The following is an 18,645-nucleotide window of genomic DNA, read 5'->3' on the forward strand; positions in this document are numbered from 1 at the left end:
TTTATGGAATGCCTTTTTACATTTGTAGTATCATTTTATTTATTCTTCTTAACCCTTAAAAAAAACAACTATATTTTCTTCCAAGGTTCTCTACATCTTTTTTGATTTGTAATATGCTCCTTATATAAAACATGAGAAAGAGTATTTGTACTTGTTACCCGCTTTTAATTTTTGTTAAAAAATTAAAATTTGTACATCTTTATCCATCACTAACAATTCGTTAATTAGTTAACTTTGTAATATAAGTTTTGTATATAATTTCATTCAAAAACACAATATATAAGTAGCTAGTTATAATTACATTACTTTTTATCGAATTCCCAAAAGGAGCTGTATACTTATGGATAAAGAAGATCTATTAAGCCAGCAGGTTAATAGCATCCCCTCAGATGCTCTGAATACCCCTAGTAAGGAACAAGAACAACTGTTAGAAACATCATCTCAAAACGTACAAAATTCCAACAACAATGCTAACAAAAAAGATGTTACTCAAGGTCTATCTAGAAAAGATTTCCCCATTTCAACAGAGAAAACAAATTTATAGTTATTTACTATCATACGCAGCAAATGCTCTTGCTGAACTAACTCTTCTACAGAAACTAATACGCATTCCCGATAATTTTTTACCAGTTTTAACATAAAAAAAAGAGAGTTACATATAAAAACAGGCTCTGGAAAAATTTTCTCCACAACCTAAAAAAAGGATGGCATTAGCCATCCTTTTTTCCATCATCAACTATAAAATTATAGTTTGATTACGTTTTTAGCTTGAGGTCCACGGTTACCGTCTTCGATTTCGAAGCTAACTTTTTGACCTTCTTCTAGAGATTTGAAACCGTCAGTTTCGATTGCAGAGAAATGTACGAATACGTCGTTTCCACCTGGAACTTCGATGAAACCGAAGCCTTTTTCGTTGTTAAACCATTTTACTTGTCCTGTTACTGCCATAATTATTTCCTCCTAAGAAAATACAAATTTAAAATTTTTTAGTCTTCCTGTCTAAAAAAAGAATCCACACATTATCAAATACGAAACATAAACTAGTTCTCACATACTTTTTCTCGTTCGTTTTCAGCACTTGATAACATATGGATTGCTTAATTTAACTATTCAACTGACATTATCATAGCACATTAAAATAAAATGTACAATCTTTTTCGAAAATAGAATTCCTAATTTTTAGTATTTCTTATAAAATATAATTATCTCTATTCTAAATAAGGAGGAGTTTATGACCAATAAAATTCCTAAAAAAACATTAAAAAGAATTGAAGAGGATATTGAAAATAATAATCTTGGAAAAGCAAGAGATAGATTGCATGGCCTCATCTTTACATACCCAAATGAATTACATCTTCGAAAACAACTCGGAGATATTTATTATAAATTACAATATCCAGAAATGGCTGGACGTTACTGGTATCTAGAAGAGCATAAAACAGATATTATGCATGAATCATGTTTATTATTTGAAAAATCAATGGGAAATAGTCCTCATCATATTGCACGTGCTTTAAAGTTTAAAGGCGATTCTATCCATATAAAGGGTTTGGATAAAGATAAGCCCTTATCTTCAGTGCAGAAAGAAGTAGTAGAGAATTTAGTTTATGAGTATAAAGAAACATGGCAAGATAAGCTAGTTCCTTTTGGCTGTCTAGCATTGCTTGCTTCCCTTCTCTTTTCTGCCATTGTTGGTCTATTCACTATTTGGAATTGGATTTTTTAATCACAGGGGGGAATTTTCACATGTCAAACTACGCTAAAGAAGAAAGACTAACAGGGGGAAACGTCTCAAACGTATATCGTTCTGAAAATACTGTTCGGCGAGAGTTAAAGCTAGGCAGTGAAAAGATTCATAAGCTATTGCAACACTTAGAAAACAAAGGATTTCATTATGCTCCAAAGTTTTTAGGTGTAGATGAAAAAGATAGAGAGATTTTATCCTTTATTGAAGGAGAAGCTGGCAATTATCCTTTAAAAGAATATATGCGATCTAATGATGTATTAAAAGAAATCGCAAAGATGCTCCGCCTTTACCATGATGCCGTAAGTGATTTTCCGTTATTAGATGATTGGAAACCGATGGATCACACTCCAAATAACATTGAGGTTTTATGTCACAATGATTTTGCCATATATAACATTATTTTTAATAATGAGAAGCCAGTAGGGATTATTGATTTCGATGTTGCTGCTCCTGGTCCAAGACTATGGGATATCGCTTATACACTCTATACTTGTGTGCCTTTAAGTAGAGTGTATTATACAGAATCTGGTGAAGCCGTTCATTATGACTCATCGCAACATGCAGATCGTATTAAAGAGAGAGTGAATTTGTTCGTTCAGTCCTATGATAAAAATATGGATAAAGATTACTTAGGAATGGTGTTGCTTCGATTAGAAGGGTTATGTACATATATGAAACGAAAAGCGCAAGAAGGCGACTTGAATTTCCAAAGAATGATTGATGAAGGACATCTAGAGCATTATGAGAAAGATATGAAGTTTATTCGTGATCATAGGGCTGAGTGGAGTTGATTTAGTAATAAAGAAAAGTTAGTATCGTTTTTTGCCGACAACTCAATCTCTCTTTTCGAATCGTTTAGAAAATAACAAGGGGCACCTTTCAAAAAGGTGCCCCTTCCTTTTATTTCGTAAACTGTGCTTCTTCCGTAGATCCTTTTAACGCTGTCGTTGATGAAGTTCCGCCTGTAATCACTTGTGCCACTTCATCAAAGTAACCTGTTCCTACTTCGCGTTGATGACGTGTTGCAGAGTAGCCATGTTTTTCAGCTGCGAATTCTGCTTGTTGTAGTTCAGAGTATGCTGCCATGCCGCGCTCTTTATAGCCACGTGCTAGTTCAAACATACCGTAATTTAATGAATGGAATCCAGCAAGTGTTACGAATTGGAACTTGTAACCGTAAGATGCGATTTCCTTTTGGAAGCTTGCAATTGTTTTTTCATCTAGTTTTTGTTTCCAGTTGAATGAAGGTGAGCAGTTATATGCAAGTAGCTTCCCTGGATGCTCCTTATGAATTGCGTCTGCAAATCGTTTTGCATCTTCTAAATTTGGTTCTGACGTTTCACACCAAACGAGGTCTGCGTACGGTGCATACGCTAAACCGCGCGCAATTGCTTGATCAAGACCTGCATTCGTACGGTAAAACCCTTCTGGTGTTCTTTCTCCTGTAATAAATGCTTTATCAACAGGATCAATATCGCTCGTAATTAAATCAGCTGCATCCGCATCTGTTCTTGCAACGATAATTGTCGGCACTCCCATTACATCTGCTGCAAGGCGTGCAGAAATTAAATTGCGTACTGCTGTTTGCGTTGGTAGTAGTACTTTTCCGCCTAAATGGCCACATTTTTTCTCTGAAGATAATTGATCTTCAAAATGCACACCTGATGCACCTGCTTCAATCATACCTTTCATCAGTTCGAATACATTTAATTGCCCACCAAATCCAGCTTCTGCATCTGCTACAATCGGTACGAAATAGTCTGTATCATCGCTTCCTTCCATATGCTGAATTTGATCCGCACGTTGAAGCGTTTGATTAATTCGTTTTACTACAGCAGGTACGCTGTTCGCTGGATATAAACTTTGGTCTGGATACATATGCCCAGAAAGGTTTGCATCAGCTGCTACTTGCCAACCACTTAAGTAAATCGCTTTTAACCCAGCTTTTACTTGTTGCATCGCTTGGTTTCCTGTTAATGCGCCAAGTGCGTTAATATAGTCTTCTGTATGAAGCGATGTCCAAAGCTTCTCAGCACCACGACGCGCTAACGTATGTTCAATATCAATTGACCCGCGCAGGCGAATTACATCTTCTGCCGAATATGGACGTGTGATCCCTTTCCAACGCTCATCTAATTCCCAGCTTTCTTGTAACTTCTCGATTCTTTCGTTTTTCATTTGTTCCATCCCCTTTTCATTTTTTATAAAATTTCATAACCCGGTAATGTTAAAAATGGTACGAATTCATCATTTCGAACGAGATTTGTAAACAACGTTGTCGCCTCTTGGAATCTCCCTTTCTTAAAGGCTTCCTTACCAATCTCTCTTTCTATTTTTGCTAATTCTTCTTCTTTTAATTCTTCCATTAATTCAAGCGTAATATTACGACCATCATTTAGTTTTCCACCTTCATGACGAATCCATTGCCATACTTGTGCTCTTGAAATTTCAGCTGTTGCCGCATCTTCCATTAAGTTATAAATGGGTGCTGCTCCCCGTCCGCTTAACCAAGATGCAATATATTGAATACCTACGCTAATATTCATGCGAAGGCCCTCTTCTGTAATCGTTCCCACCGGTACCTCTAGTAAATCGTTTTCTGTTACACATATTTCTTCACGTTTTCTAAAAATTTGATTTGGTGTTTTCATAATGTGATTAAACACTTCCATTGCAACCGGTACAAGTCCAGGGTGGGCAACCCAAGTCCCGTCATGACCGTCTAAAGCTTCGCGTTCCTTATCAGCACGCACTTTTTCAAAAGCTGCTTCATTTGCTTCTGGATTATTTTTAATCGGAATTTGTGCCGCCATTCCTCCAATTGCTGGTGCATTACGGCGGTGACATGTTTGAATTACTTTCAAAGAATACGAACGCATAAATGGCGCCGTCATCGTGACTTGTGCTCTATCTGGTAGTAAGAATTTATTATGATTACGGAAACTCTTTAAAAAGCTAAAAATATAATCCCATCTTCCGCAGTTTAAGCCAGCAGAATGATCTTTTAGCTCATACAAAATTTCATCCATTTCAAACGAAGCATGAATCGTTTCCAGTAACACAGTTGCTTTAATCGTTCCATTTGGAATGCCGATATATTTTTGAGCAAATACGAATACATCATTCCATAATCTCGCTTCTAAATAACTTTCCATTTTCGGTAAGTAAAAGTATGGGCCGCTCCCTTTCGCTAAAAGAGCTTTCGCATTATGGAAAAAGTACAAGCCGAAATCTACTAAACTACCCGACATATTTTTCCCATCAACTTGCATATGCTTTTCCTCTAAATGCCATCCTCTTGGACGTACAATGAGTACAGCTGTTTTCTCATTTAATCTATATTCTTTCCCTTTATCATTTTCATGTGAAATCGTTCCCTTTACTGCATCTCGTAAATTGATTTGACCTTCAACTGCGTTTTCCCAAGTTGGTGCATTCGAATCTTCAAAATCCGCCATAAAAAGATGCGCTCCTGAATTTAAAGCGTTAATGACCATCTTTCTATCTACCGGTCCAGTAATCTCTACGCGACGATCCTCTAAGTCTTTTGGCAGCTTGGCAATTGTCCAATCCGCTTCACGTATGTGTTTTGTTTCTTCTAGAAACTTCGGAAACTCCCCTGCATCAATTCTCTTTTGTTTTTCTACACGTTTTTGTAAAAGTTCTATGCGGCGCTCATTAAAATTCTCATGTAGTTCCTTCAAAAAACTAAGCACCTCAGGTGTCAATATTTCGTTGTACGCTGGTAACATTTCTCCAACGAGTGTAACCCGTGAAGTTTGCGTCGACATATTAGCATCCCCTTCTTAAACTGTTTTATAACAGATTTGATTTCATGTTTTATATTATATAACAAATCTTCAGAAAAGGAAGTTTTTTTTGAAAATTCATTTCACTTTTTTTCAAAACGTCATTCTTTCGCGCTTTATTTTATAAAAAAAAGGCCGCTGTTATACAACAACGACCTTTTTGTATTATTTTTAAATTTCACTTTGACTAGTTAAACTTTATTACTGCCCTTGTTCCATATCATGCAATATTGCTCTATGTAAAAACTGTGCGTATTGTTCTCTCGTTACCTTCATAGACGGACCGAATTTACCTTCTCCGATTCCCATTGTAATACCATTTGTTTGTACTGCACTAATTGCATTCGTTGCCCATGAATTTGCTGAAACATCATTAAAGTTATGAGATCCTTTTGCCTGTAAGTCAAAAGCATTCGTAAGAACTTGTGCCATTTCCGCACGCGATAACGTTGCCTTCGGTCTAAAGTTTCCATTCTCGTCTCCCTGGAAAATTCCGATTTCCGTTAAAGCCAATATCTCCTCGATAAAGCTTGTTGAATTTTCATCGATATCTCCATATGGGTTTTCATATTCATCTTGTTCTTCCATATCAAACACACGGTAAATTAAAGCTGCAACTTGCTCACGTGTTACATTATCCCCAAAACCGAATATTCCATCACCATATCCCAAAATGATTTCTTGCTCCGCTAATTCATGAATTGCCTCATATGCCCAATGTCCTTTTGGTACATCTTGAAATACAATTGTATTTGTTTTTTGCAACGGTGCACTTTCCGCTTTTACACTATCACTCTCTGCTGAGAATAACACCCCACCCATAATTGTTAATGCTGTAGCTGTTTTTAATAATTTTTTGCTCATCCAATTATCTCCCCAATATGCATATGTTTTTTTAAAAATATACAGAATAAATGGTATAGAGACAATATATTTTTCGAAACATTTCGTGACGGTTTTGTGAATCATATTACACATCATGTCTTTTTCATCGGGTTGATTATAAAGCTTGTGTATAACCATAAAAATACATAAATACGAATAATAATTCTTTTTAAACAAACAAAAAAGCACAACTATTTCTATTTGTGCTTTCATAGTTCACTCTACTTCCAATCCTCTTTCAAATGATAATTAATAATCGCATTATTAATAAACTGAGCATATTGTTCTCTAGGTACAGGGCGATTTAATTCATACATGCCATTCCCAGTTCCTCTCACAACATTATTAGATTGTAACGCACTAATTGCATCTTCTGCCCAGTGACCTTTTGGAATATCTTTAAATGTATGTTTTTGTTTCGTTTCAAAATTAAATGCTCGTTTTAAAATGACAGCCATTTCCGCTCTAGAGATTGGTGCTTTCGGCCTAAAATCCCCTTGGCCATCCCCTGTAAAAACCCCACGTTTTGTTAACGCTAAAATTTCCTTTTTAAAAGTGGTTGTACTATCAGAAACATCTTTATATGGATTCGCTACTGGCCCTTCTTCTTTTATCTCAAGTGTTCTGTAAATAGTCCCAGCTACTTGTTCACGTGTTATAAGATCGCCAACACCATACTTCCCGTTTCCATACCCTAATATAATTTTATGATACGCTAAATCCATAATAGCATCATATGCCCAAAATCCGTATGGAACATCTTCAAACACAATCATTTGTGGATACTCTTCCGCTTTTACAGGCATCACATTCGTCCCTGCAAATATACCTCCTGCCATTGTCGCAATCATCATTACACCCAATATTTTTTTCTTCATTATCCTCTCTCCCTATTTCATTCAAATAAAATGAACTTCATTGTTTCAGGAGTACTATTTTTTGGTGAATGTAAGATAAAATGCAAATCTTCTAGAAGAAATATTTCCACTACCTTTCTGCTTTATGCCTCCTTCTTTCTTTTTCAAAAAGGAAGTTGTTACATCTAAGGTGTTATATACTAAAACATTCTACAATTTCTTTATAAACTCCTTTTCACTTTATAACTTCCCTTTATTGGCACCTAAAGGAGATACCTAATGGAGGCTACTATATTCATGGTTTATATTTCAAGGGTAGCATTTTTCGCTGAATTTTGAGGTGGGGGGTCTTACTGCCCAGCAAATAACGGGATAAAAAAATCATCCTTTTTTCTTAAAAGAGGATGATTTTTTTATCTTTATTAACACTCAAATATGCTACTACTTTTGAAGAGTAAATTGGGCAACTATTTGTTTTAGTTTTCCTGCTGCGTTATGCATATGTTCAATTGAAACCGAAATCTCTTGAACAGATTTTTCTTGCTGTTGAATAGACTCTTTTACCCTATCAGTTCGGTCAGATGATCTTTGGGAAATTTGAGCCATGTCTTCTGCAGAAGCCGAGATTTCCTCACTACTCGCTGCAATTTCATCTGTTGACATAGATACCGTTTGAATTTGCTCAGATACTTGCTGTACTTTTTCTGTAATTGTTCCAAATACTTTTTCTGTATGCATTACTACTTGTGTGCCTGCCTGTACCTCATTATCTACTTTCCCCATCATATGTACCGTATGGTTCGTTGTTCCCATAACTTGAGTAATAAGATTCTCAATTTGTTTTGCAGAATCACTAGATTGTTCTGCTAATTTCCTCACTTCATCTGCCACAATTGCAAATCCTCTACCACTTTCACCAGCACGTGCAGCCTCAATTGCAGCGTTTAATGCTAATAAGTTAATCTGGGAGGTAATACCTTGCATCACATCAATGATTTTAACAATTTCTTCTGATTGTTCTTTCATAGTCTCTACTTGTTTCACACCGCTATGTACCGAATTTTGGATTGTATCCATCTGTTGAATCATTTGTTTCATTAATTTGTTACCATTCTCTGCATCTAATGCTGATTGAGCAGATAATTCATTTACAGAGGATGATGTATTGACTATACTCTGCATTCCTTGTGTCAACTCTTCCATCGCACCCGCAGTTTGTTCCATTGCTTGCATTTGACTTTCTGCACCATTTGCAACTTCTTCAATATCCATAGTGATTTTCTTCGCTGCACTACTAGATACTTCTGATGCAGATACTACTCCGTCTGCATGTTGGAATAAAAGCTGAATATTATTCTCTACTTCTTGCATATTTGTTCTTAGCCCTGCAATCATCTCGTTAAAATTACTTACTAATACACCTAATTCATCCTTAGCAGTATAATCACCATGTACGGTTAAATCTCCTTCTTTCGCTCTTTCCATCATACGACTAACCGTTTGTAAAGGAGCAACTATAAGCTTGCTAATAATATAACTTACTATACATATAACGATTGTAGTAACTACTACAAGAATGATAAAGGTAATAACGGATCGATCAATCATTTTTTGAGAATCTTTAAACACTTGATCAGCTAAGTTTGAAACATACGATTCTAGATCCACTGCATAACCAGCTAACTCTATTCCCTTCGGTTTTAATTCCTTCTGAAATTCATGTACCATTTGTGGCTCGTTTGTTGCCTTCGCCTTTTCAAATATTTTTTTATATGTATCTTTATAACTTGGTAAAGATTTCTTCATCTTCTGAAACAGTTCATCCTCTTGCTTACTTAAATTAAAACCATCATCATATTCTTTTAATAAAGAATCATATTTTTTAAGATCCTTTTCAATATTATCAATTATTCCCTCTTTATTTGCTACTTCATTTTGTGATGCCGTAATTAATTCTAATAAATTATATTCTAGTGAATTTTGTGTGCGAAGCATTCCTTCTAATAAAATTGCAGAATATTGATAATCATCTACTACAACCTCTGTATCATGCTTAATCTTATTAATAGAACTAATTGCTACACTGCTTATAATTACCATACCTAAAACTGCTAATGAAATAAGCGACAATAATTTATATTTCACTTTTAAATTTTGTAAAAAATACATTTTTTCACCTTTATTCCTTTATATATAGATTTTTAGAATTTTATAGCTTATTATTTACAAAATCACAATAAAAAGCAATGATAAATATTCCCAATATGAAACTTATATCTCTATAAAAAAAGAAGTAGCTATCATGCTACTCCTTTTTGCTTTGTTTCTCATATTGTTCAAACGTATGAATTCTTTCAAAAATTGGTGGGTGCGTGTATAAGAAAAATTTCACTAACGCAGGCGGATTTACTTGGCTTAAACTTGTTTTTGATAAATATTGAAAAGTTTTCACACCAGATTTCCCGTCCTTCGTCATATTTAAAGCATATTGATCTGCGGCTCTTTCTTCTATACGTGAAACGTAGTTTGTTGCTGGTTGTGCTGCAAAAGAGAGTATAGAAGAAATTAAGAAAAATAAAGGTAAAATGGAGAAACATGCCACTTTTGAAATTTGCAATGTATCTCCCCATTTGCGAATACACATATTTATAATACGACTAATTAAAAACATACCTATAAACGATAGCAACACATAACTTGCAACGCCAAAATATATATGTTTCATAACATAATGCCCCATTTCATGGGCCATTATAAATAAAATCTCTTTATCTTTTAACTGCTTAAGTGTTGTATCCCACATTACAATACGGGCGTTAGGGCCAATTCCTGTTACGTAAGCATTTAATGCATTCGTTTTTTCTGACATATTTACTTCATATACGTGTTTAGCAGGAATGTCCGCTTTGTCTGCTATCGCTAAAATTTTCGTTTCTAATTCTTTATTTTTCAGCGTCGAGAAGTCGTTATACAGTGGATCAATAACGACAGGCTGTATGAATGTTAAAAAGATTGTAAATGGAACAGAGAGCGCCCATCCTGCTAGCCACCATCTCTTCGGAAATTTACGGATAAGCCATAATAGAACGGTAACTACGATTAACATAGTCGCATAACTTTCCCAAAAACCGATAACATGATCTTTTATCCAGCTTTGTGTACTTTGCGTTGAAATGCCGTAATCAACGGACACTTTCCGGCCAATCCATTGCATCGGTAAGGCAAGCACTGTTGTCAATAATGATAAATAAAAGAAATAAATCGCAACTTGCAAAACACTTATTTTAGTCGTTTCCTTCGACCATTTCTCAAACTTTCTTGAAATACCGAGCACAAGTACAAATAATAAAATAATCCATTCAAGAGGCGTCGCTAAAAAGTATAGTAAATTTTTCACGCGCGAATAATCTTGGCTTAGCGTAAGCTCTCTAGCACTCATAAACGTTTCTGGATCTGCACTCGTTCCTTTATACATGTCCGGAATAAGTTCATGATTCCATCCAAATAAATACCAATATATAAGTAACGCAAATCCAACGTACAAAAAAAGCGACCAACCGATAACCTTCCTCACGCTATTCCCTCCTCTATGCTGCCTGTCTATTATTATTGTAAGTTCGTACACGCTAAATTAGAACAAGCTTATTATGTGAATTGCTCTGGATCTTTTTATTTACATAAAAAAACTCTTCTACATAAGAAGAGTTTTACCTATCTTTAAACACTTTCTTCGGTTCACAATCCGTAATAAGGATCACACTTACAAACCAACACGTACCCTACTTGCTTTTTAGATAAAATAAAAAGCCTCTTTAAGGAAGTACATCTATTAATAAACTAAAATCTTGTAAAGAGAAAGAACTATATTTCATAATACCCTGTACAGCTAAAAGTAAAACAAGACCGATCACACACATATAGTTAACGCTTTCTTCATTCTTTTTTTCAGTAACCACTCCACCACTTATACATAAAATCCCTAGCAAATGGAGCGCTAAATACATGAAAAAGTAAGCTTCCTCCCAGCGCAAAATAACATTCACTGTCGTTATTAACACTAGACTAAGCAAAATCAAATAAAAAAACTTATTTGATGATATCGTTTCATTCATATGATTTTATACATCCCTTTCAAATTTCGAATTAATGATGTTTCAAAGCTATAAAGTAAATGATTGTTTTTATACCATAAAACAAAAGGAAAGCCACCATTACTTTCTCGAATACTTTATGAATCCACATATACTTCTCTTCATTCTTTCTGAAGATGCGCTTCATCATTTCTTCTACAATTAGACCAAATATTAGTAAAACCCCGAACACAATAAGAAGAGAAATAATATTTTCTTTTAAATGAGTACTAGAAAATAAGTAATACTCTGGAAACACAATCGTATCTACTACAGGTTGAAGCCAATGACAAAAGCTTTTATCACACATATCTGTGATAGACGTAGCATCTATAATATCTTTTAATATTTTTTCAACCGTCTTCTTCATCTTATTTACTCCCGACTACATCTGAAAAGCTCTTTTCCTGCTCTGCATATATAACTGGCACTTCTTTACTCCAATACTTGCGATTAACAAATAAAAAGATAAGTACTAAGTTTAATCCTGTTATAAAAATAATAAGTCCAGGAAAGAATGTCGTATAATTTGAGAAATCGGCAAAACTCATAATTTTTTCTCTACTTATTAGAAAAGACGCACCTATTACAAATGCATTGTTTAACATATGTATTGCAATTGGCATGAGTAAACTTTTCGTACGAATATATACAATCGACAATACGATGCTGAATATGGCTGCACCGAGGAAATCAACATGTAACAACGCAAACAATATTGCTACAACGATGGTCGCTATGCTCGTTCCCCATTTTGTGGCAAAACGTTGAAGTAAAAATCCGCGAAAAACAAATTCCCCAATAACTGGTGCGATGAATACGACCCTAATGACTTGAGATACATATCCCCCAGTACTATCTACAATCGGTTCATGCAGGGCATTCATAATAAAGTCCGGTGTAATCCATGCAAAACTATACATATACAAAATAAGATACCCGTAACTAAACATGCATAACATAACCGTAATGTATAAAACTTGCACCAAGTTAAATGTTTCATTTTTATTAATAAACAATGAAAATGAAATGTGATGCTTTCTATACTCATAAAAAATCCATACCATCGGAAGGATATAGAATATAAGGGTATTTATAAAAGAAGAATTTTGTATATGAAATATACTTGTTAGCAAATCGCCACTACTTCTCGCTATTAAAATTAATAGTGCAAATACAATTAAAAAATATCTAGCTCGCATCACTTGAAACGGATTCACACTCATCTCCTCCCCTATGTTACTTTTATCATATCATTTGATTCTTAATTTTTTGCGAAAGAAAACCTTAAAATTCCCTTAAAAATTCCATAAGTTACAAAAGGATGATATGATATTCGAGAAAATTAGGAGGGATGTTTATGTACCAAGCAAATATTTTACTCGTTGATGATGAAACTGCAATTTTACAATTACTAACTACCATTCTTGAAAAAGAAGGTTTTTCTCATATTACAACTGCAACATCAGCTGAAATAGCTTTATCTCTAACTAAGGAAAACAATTACGATTTAATTATTTTAGATGTAATGCTTCCTGGACAATCTGGTTTTGATATTTGTCCAATCATTCGCCAACAAACAGATTGTCCCATTTTCTTCCTATCAGCAAAAGCATCTGATTTAGATAAAATATCTGGATTTTCATACGGTGCGGATGATTATATTACGAAGCCCTTTAATCCATTAGAAGTAGTAGCACGCATGAAAGCACAGCTTCGGAGACATATGAAACAAACCGTTCCACACGAGCAAAAATCACACTCGATTTCATTTGGAAGATTTGAAATTGATCAGCACTCTGCAGAACTAACAGTAGATGGGCATATTGTCGAATGTTCCGCTCAACTCTTTCAACTACTACTCTTCTTTTGCGAGAATCCAAACTACGTATTTTCGAAAGAGGAAATATATGAAAAAGTTTGGGGAGCACCTGCCTATAATGGCGATGACAACACTGTTATGGTCCACATTCGAAAACTACGTGAAAAAATTGAACACGATCCAAGTAAACCAGAATATATAAAAACCGTTCGCGGGCTTGGTTATAAGTTCGTTACAAAGTAGGGTGACGATATGAATTTTAATAAACGACTTATTATTCAATTTATCATGCAACACGTTTTTGTTTTAGTTACATTACTTATCGCTGTAGTTGCTGCTTTTACTTATTTAATTTTTCTTCTTACTAGTACTTTATACGAACCTAATATTCCAGATTCTGATAGTTTTACAATTTCAAGATACATCTCTTCAGAAGATGGGCATATTTCATTACAATCTGAAGTGCAAGATTTAATAAAAGAGAAAAATGATTGGCTCCAAGTTGTAGATGAAAACGGAAAAATCCTCTACCACTTTAATACACCAAATGATGTTCCGAATGCTTATACGAAGACATCTTTAGTCGCATACATACAACATCATATCGAAAGTAATTATAAATTTACATATTGGGAAATTGAATTAGAAGAAAAGAAAGTACTTGTTATTTATGGTGGTATGTTAAAAAGCAATGCGTTACTGACAGCAATTCAAAAGGATCATTCCTCTTTAACGATGGATTCGTTCACATTAACAGATCAAGAAAAACAGTTACTGTCTAAAGAAAAAGCAGCACTTCAAATATTTAATCAAAATGGCGAAGAGGTTTTTTCCTATCCAACTGGAAAGAAAAAAACATTTTCAGCAATACAAATTGCCCTTAATGAAACAGAACCGTGGAATCATAAAGAAAACACGTCTAGCTTTTACGATGCAAATAGTGGCAACCTTCTCGTTGTAACTGCAAAAAATGAGCACTACTATCCAGATGATGAAATGGAAGATGTATTTACTAAGAAGTTTCTCATCGGATGCGGATTAATCCTTCTTATCGTATTTGTTTATTTAGTCATTCTTTCTATTTGGTACGGTAATAAATTCGGGAAACCGTTATTACATGCGATGCGCTGGCTTAAAAATATCGCTGGTGGAAAGTATGAAGAACCTATTAGTAAAAAAGGAAAACCTGTCAGGTTCCGGCGATCTGGTAAAGAAAAATGGTCATTCCGTTTGTTTAGAGATGTGACAAGTTCACTAGAACACCTTTCTATTACACTCAAAAAAAATGATGCGATGAGGCAAGTACTCCAGCAAACACGAGAAGAATGGATTACTGGTCTAACGCATGATTTAAAAACACCACTTAGCTCTATATATGGCTACGCATTATTACTTGAATCGAATCAATATAACTGGACTGATCGTGATATTCAGCAATTTGGTAGTGTTATGAAAGAGAAATCTCAATATATGACGACATTAATTGATGATTTAAGCTTAACGTATCAATTAAAAAATAATAGCCTTCCTGCACAGCACGTAAACGTTGAAATCAATCAGTTCGTTCAAAAAGTATTATTGCAATTTATTAACAATCCAACACTCCAAAATCAAAATATTGAATTCGTACCGAGCTCAAATAAAATTCAATATTTCATTGAAGAAAAATGGTTTCAGCGTATTATCGAAAACTTACTCGTAAATGCTGTAAAACATAATAACGAAACGACTAATGTCATCGTAAAACTATCACAAAACGCTAATTCCTTTACACTCTCCATTTCAGATGATGGAAAAGGAATGGATGAAAAAACGAAAGAACTTCTATTTGAACGATATTACCGCGGAACAAACACAGAAGAAAGCAACATCGGAACTGGACTTGGCCTAGCCATTACAAAACAGCTCGTTCATGCTCATAACGGGACAATTTCCGTTGATAGTGCACTCGGAAAAGGAACGACGATTATTCTTGTATTTCCGTTTCGTTCGTAGGAAAGACGCTATGTGGCGTCTTTTTTCTTTTCTGGGAGAGTTTTGCGGTAATTGAAATTATGCAGATCGTTTTTTTGAGGTGTTTTAGCGGTATATGAAATTATATCGGCGATTTTTTGAATATATCGGCGCAACTCGAATTATATCAGCGATTTCCGAAATATATCGGCGCAATTCAAAATATATCAGCGATTTTCTAGATATATCGACTTACCGGCAAAAACCGACAATACTAACCTACCTCCCTACTATACAAAGTAAAAATAACCCTTCATAATTCACTATGAAAGGTCACGCCATATTTCAACTATTTCCCTACTAACACAAACACATTCTCATCAGGTGCTTCCATTACTGCAACATGTCCTGATTCTGTTGGAAATGCTTCGCGAATCCACTTTACATCTTTATTATCTTTTAAACTCTCATACGTTTGTTGTACATCTTCTACTAATACTTCAACTTCCGTAAAATTAATATCCGGATGATTGCTTATTACTAACTCCGAACTTTTCTCATCTGGAAATTTCAATCCTATTAACGTCCAAATACTCCCTTCTTCTAGTTCTCTTTCTATCATCCAGTTTTGCTTCATTCCCATTTCTTTATAGAAAGAAACTGATCTTTCTATATCTTTCGTATGTATAGATACACATTCTAGTTTTTTGAACATTTTCCCATTTCCCCTTTTATGAAAAAGCGAACCATCTCCCAATGATTCGCTTTTACCCTATTATTTTTTCTTCACCGGTATCCAAAGCTCTACTTGTGCAAACTCACTCTTATCTTCGTGGCAACGCTCATCGTACAGTTCAAACTCTGTAACTCCGCAATGTTCATATCCTGAATGTGGGAACCATTCTGAGAATACTGCATTCCAAGTTTGGTGAATAGACGATACCATTTCTTCATGAGGAACTTTCGGCGTTGTAAATACTGCATATGTTGCTGCAGGGAAAGTACGCTTTGCAATTTCATTTGGTACATTTTCAAAGTCTGTAACTTCCATTCCAATAATATAAGTGAAGTCCCCTGTTTCTAAATTAAAATCAGTACATAATCCAAGCTCTACCCATTGGCTCGTATCTTTACGATTCGGAATCGTTGTTCCAAGATCTTTTTGTAAATATTCTTGCCAAAATGCTGGGATGTCTTGATGGTTTTTCCCTTCTTTACTTGTCGTCTTCAGTTCATAACCTGCCATTAAAAATTCTGGTTTATTTACAATACGATATTCCATTTGTATGCCTCCTAAATACGGATTTAATTTTCTTTGCTTTACATTCACGCTGTAATACATCGGTGTTTCAATTTCTTGTTTTCGATATTCACTTGGTGTCATTTGAAATAATTTCTTAAAGGCTCTCGTGAACGTTTCGTGAGATTGAAAGCCATGCTCAAATGCGATATCAATAACTTTTTCATCCGTATGAGAAAGTTGATAAGCTGCCCGGGCTAACCTCCGCTTTCGAACATACTCCATTACTGTATCACCTACTAATGCCTGAAATACACGATGAAAATGCGACTCAGAAAAACCTGCAATACGTGCTAAATTACGCAGCGTCTGTTTTTCCATTACATCTTCCTCAATATAATCAATTGACCTTTGAATTTGTGTTTCATAGCTTTCCATCTCTGTTCACCCGCCTTATATGTATTATGATAAAAGAGAACACAATCCAATTCTTGACGTTTTTTACTATAATTCCATAAAAAATTGTAACTTTTTTATATGTATTTCGTTGTTATGTATGAAGGGAGGGAAATGTAGTGAAACGCAAACAATCATTAGAAGAAATTTACTCAGAGCATATGCAAGATTTATTTCGCTATCTTCTCTCCCTAACCGGAGATTCCCACTATGCGGAAGATCTCATGCAAGAAACATTTTACCGAATGCTCGTCCATATTGATTATTATAAAGGCGAAGAAATTAGGCCGTGGTTATTTACAATTGCCTACAATGCCTTTATCGATTGGTATCGAAAAGAAAAGAAATATAAAACAACAGAAGTTGCAGAATCCCATTTACCAAACGTTCCAAGTACAGAACATGCATATTTCGTAAAATTTGAGATTGCTAGTTGGTTAGAAAGTTTATACGCTCTTCCGCTCGAAAGACGAAATGCCCTGCTACTACGAGATTACTATGGATTCTCCTATAAGGAAATAGCAGAAATGACTGGTCTCTCATTAGCGAAAGTGAAAATTGAATTACACAGGGGACGAAAAGAAATAAAAAGCATAAAGGAGTGATACAGATGGGTTGTACAGAATTTAAAAAACTATGGGAGAAATATGAACAAGGAACACTCACCCGTAATGAACAAGAGCAGCTAGAAAATCATATTGAGTCATGTGAAGCTTGTGAAGCTTACTTAGATGAGCTGTTAACAAAAACAGAACCAATTAAGAAAAAGTTACCTCCAAAAGATCTTAAAATTCCTTTTTGGAGAATTAAGTGGAAACATCGTTTACAAACGTTTGGTTTTATATTATCAATTTGCATCGTTATCTATATAATCGGCGGGGTATTATCAGCCTTTTATTTTCAAGCTAATAATGATAAAAGGCTAAAAGAAATTAGAGAGGTTCCTTCTCTTGCACTTGAAGCAACTATCCCAAATAGCCGCGTTATGGGAGGCGGAACAAGTGTAGAAGCTTTTTTCCGTACGAATAGCCAATTTGATTTAGTAAGAACCGTCGGTAAAAAAGAAATGCCCCTCGGTACAATAGAAACAAAAAGCTTCTTATCATCTGTAGATATCACGAAGCAAACTTGGATGAATCCGTTCTATCAACCAAAACTCTTCTTTGTTCATCCAAAAACAGAGCAGGGTGATTATTTAAAGGATTCATCAAAAAAAGTATGGGATACACTTGCAAAAGTACATGATGGAACCGTTGCAGAAGTAGCAATTTCTTTTGATAAAGCTTACACTTTAAAAGAATTAGAACCGCTTTTATATAGCATATTCGAGGCACAAGAACTCCCTCCAACTCCTGTATGGTACGCTTTAGATACAGGACAAGAAAGAAAAAATGTAGATGACTATATCCTACATGGCGGAGAAGCTATAGGGTTTCCAGAACATGTAAGATTCCTCGATAATGAAACTGACGGGCAGAAAACGCAAGAAGACAAAGTAACCGAAATGATGCGCGTCCTTTCTATCCATAAAAAAACGGTAAGCAAAATAGCAGCGCTTTCTGAGAACGAACTAAACTTAGATAAACGTTATCAATATGTAAAGGATAACGGTGTAAAAGTATACGGAGTTGTTATTACTGGCCCATCGAAAGAGTTATTAAAATTACAAAACTCCCCGCACGTACGTTATGCGACTCTTGGAGATATTGAGATTTGGAATTGGTTTGATTATTAATAAAAAAGAAG

19 protein-coding genes and 1 pseudogene are annotated in these 18,645 nt (G+C 34.9%); 7 read left to right on the plus strand and 13 right to left on the minus strand.

The features are described 5' to 3' along the window. Window positions 1–340 precede the first annotated feature (340 nt). Window positions 341–544 carry a hypothetical protein gene (locus tag AC0OM3_RS14220; RefSeq protein WP_000356609.1) on the plus strand — a complete coding sequence of 68 codons (204 nt, stop codon included), beginning with the start codon at window positions 341–343 and terminating at the stop codon, window positions 542–544. 200 nt (window positions 545–744) lie between these two features. Here the strand turns inward: AC0OM3_RS14220 and cspA are convergent, their stop codons facing one another. Beyond that, entirely contained in the window at window positions 745–948 is a 204-nt protein-coding gene (cspA, locus tag AC0OM3_RS14225) for an RNA chaperone/antiterminator CspA (RefSeq protein ID WP_000301523.1), read from the minus strand. Between the two features lie 283 nt (window positions 949–1,231). On the opposite strand from cspA, the gene AC0OM3_RS14230 reads away from it, so the two are divergent. Continuing rightward, the gene (locus tag AC0OM3_RS14230) at window positions 1,232–1,726 is read left to right on the plus strand and encodes a DUF6584 family protein (protein WP_000182384.1); all 495 of its coding nucleotides are present in this window, start codon (window positions 1,232–1,234) and stop codon (window positions 1,724–1,726) included. A 20-nt stretch (window positions 1,727–1,746) separates the two neighbouring features. Continuing rightward, window positions 1,747–2,538, plus strand: coding sequence for a phosphotransferase (locus AC0OM3_RS14235; protein ID WP_474212175.1), 792 nt, complete (start codon window positions 1,747–1,749; stop codon window positions 2,536–2,538). Between the two features lie 109 nt (window positions 2,539–2,647). On the opposite strand, the gene aceA is transcribed toward AC0OM3_RS14235, so the two are convergent. The 10 genes and pseudogenes from aceA to AC0OM3_RS14285 form a co-directional block, all read right to left on the minus strand. Continuing rightward, the gene (aceA, locus tag AC0OM3_RS14240) at window positions 2,648–3,925 is read right to left on the minus strand and encodes an isocitrate lyase (RefSeq protein ID WP_000787346.1); all 1,278 of its coding nucleotides are present in this window, start codon (window positions 3,923–3,925) and stop codon (window positions 2,648–2,650) included. 23 nt (window positions 3,926–3,948) lie between these two features. Continuing rightward, window positions 3,949–5,538, minus strand: a complete 1,590-nt coding sequence (aceB, locus tag AC0OM3_RS14245; protein WP_000107337.1) for a malate synthase A — start codon at window positions 5,536–5,538, stop codon at window positions 3,949–3,951. A 219-nt stretch (window positions 5,539–5,757) separates the two neighbouring features. Continuing rightward, a complete protein-coding gene (locus AC0OM3_RS14250; protein ID WP_474212591.1) occupies window positions 5,758–6,525 on the minus strand; it encodes an S-layer homology domain-containing protein in 768 nt (255 codons plus the stop codon). A 137-nt stretch (window positions 6,526–6,662) separates the two neighbouring features. Next, window positions 6,663–7,319 (minus strand): S-layer homology domain-containing protein, encoded by a 657-nt coding sequence (locus tag AC0OM3_RS14255; protein ID WP_046945922.1) that lies wholly within the window; start codon window positions 7,317–7,319, stop codon window positions 6,663–6,665. A 420-nt stretch (window positions 7,320–7,739) separates the two neighbouring features. After that, window positions 7,740–8,693 (minus strand): methyl-accepting chemotaxis protein, encoded by a 954-nt coding sequence (locus AC0OM3_RS14260; protein ID WP_407842732.1) that lies wholly within the window; start codon window positions 8,691–8,693, stop codon window positions 7,740–7,742. Then, window positions 8,688–9,467: pseudogene (locus AC0OM3_RS14265) on the minus strand (MCP four helix bundle domain-containing protein); the annotation flags it as partial. The pseudogene AC0OM3_RS14265 and the gene AC0OM3_RS14260, both read right to left, overlap by 6 nt. A 136-nt stretch (window positions 9,468–9,603) precedes the next feature. Beyond that, window positions 9,604–10,872 (minus strand): M48 family metallopeptidase, encoded by a 1,269-nt coding sequence (locus AC0OM3_RS14270; RefSeq protein ID WP_001233314.1) that lies wholly within the window; start codon window positions 10,870–10,872, stop codon window positions 9,604–9,606. A gap of 238 nt (window positions 10,873–11,110) precedes the next feature. Then, complete coding sequence (locus AC0OM3_RS14275; RefSeq protein WP_001006050.1) at window positions 11,111–11,410, minus strand: DUF2101 family protein; 300 nt, start codon at window positions 11,408–11,410, stop codon at window positions 11,111–11,113. Between the two features lie 31 nt (window positions 11,411–11,441). Next, entirely contained in the window at window positions 11,442–11,798 is a 357-nt protein-coding gene (locus AC0OM3_RS14280; protein WP_000754328.1) for a hypothetical protein, read from the minus strand. 1 nt (window position 11,799) lies between these two features. Further along, a complete protein-coding gene (locus AC0OM3_RS14285) occupies window positions 11,800–12,648 on the minus strand; it encodes a CPBP family intramembrane glutamic endopeptidase (protein WP_001067990.1) in 849 nt (282 codons plus the stop codon). Window positions 12,649–12,788: 140 nt separating this feature from the next. On the opposite strand from AC0OM3_RS14285, the gene AC0OM3_RS14290 reads away from it, so the two are divergent. Both AC0OM3_RS14290 and AC0OM3_RS14295 read left to right on the plus strand, forming a co-directional pair. Then, window positions 12,789–13,493 carry a response regulator transcription factor gene (locus tag AC0OM3_RS14290; RefSeq protein WP_000283860.1) on the plus strand — a complete coding sequence of 235 codons (705 nt, stop codon included), beginning with the start codon at window positions 12,789–12,791 and terminating at the stop codon, window positions 13,491–13,493. Between the two features lie 9 nt (window positions 13,494–13,502). After that, entirely contained in the window at window positions 13,503–15,245 is a 1,743-nt protein-coding gene (locus tag AC0OM3_RS14295) for a sensor histidine kinase (RefSeq protein WP_001010452.1), read from the plus strand. Between the two features lie 307 nt (window positions 15,246–15,552). Here AC0OM3_RS14295 and AC0OM3_RS14300 read toward each other — a convergent pair whose 3' ends face one another. Then, complete coding sequence (locus AC0OM3_RS14300) at window positions 15,553–15,918, minus strand: VOC family protein (protein ID WP_208906585.1); 366 nt, start codon at window positions 15,916–15,918, stop codon at window positions 15,553–15,555. A gap of 60 nt (window positions 15,919–15,978) precedes the next feature. Continuing rightward, on the minus strand, window positions 15,979–16,881 hold the full coding sequence (locus tag AC0OM3_RS14305) for an AraC family transcriptional regulator (RefSeq protein WP_000446843.1): 903 nt from the start codon (window positions 16,879–16,881) through the stop codon (window positions 15,979–15,981). A 137-nt stretch (window positions 16,882–17,018) separates the two neighbouring features. On the opposite strand from AC0OM3_RS14305, the gene AC0OM3_RS14310 reads away from it, so the two are divergent. Together AC0OM3_RS14310 and AC0OM3_RS14315 are read left to right on the plus strand one after the other, a co-directional pair. After that, window positions 17,019–17,504, plus strand: coding sequence for an RNA polymerase sigma factor (locus AC0OM3_RS14310; RefSeq protein WP_474212181.1), 486 nt, complete (start codon window positions 17,019–17,021; stop codon window positions 17,502–17,504). Window positions 17,505–17,509: 5 nt separating this feature from the next. Next, entirely contained in the window at window positions 17,510–18,634 is a 1,125-nt protein-coding gene (locus AC0OM3_RS14315; protein ID WP_208906582.1) for an anti-sigma factor, read from the plus strand. Window positions 18,635–18,645 lie beyond the last annotated feature (11 nt).

The sequence above is a fragment of the Bacillus sp. FAU20 genome (assembly GCF_056033865.1).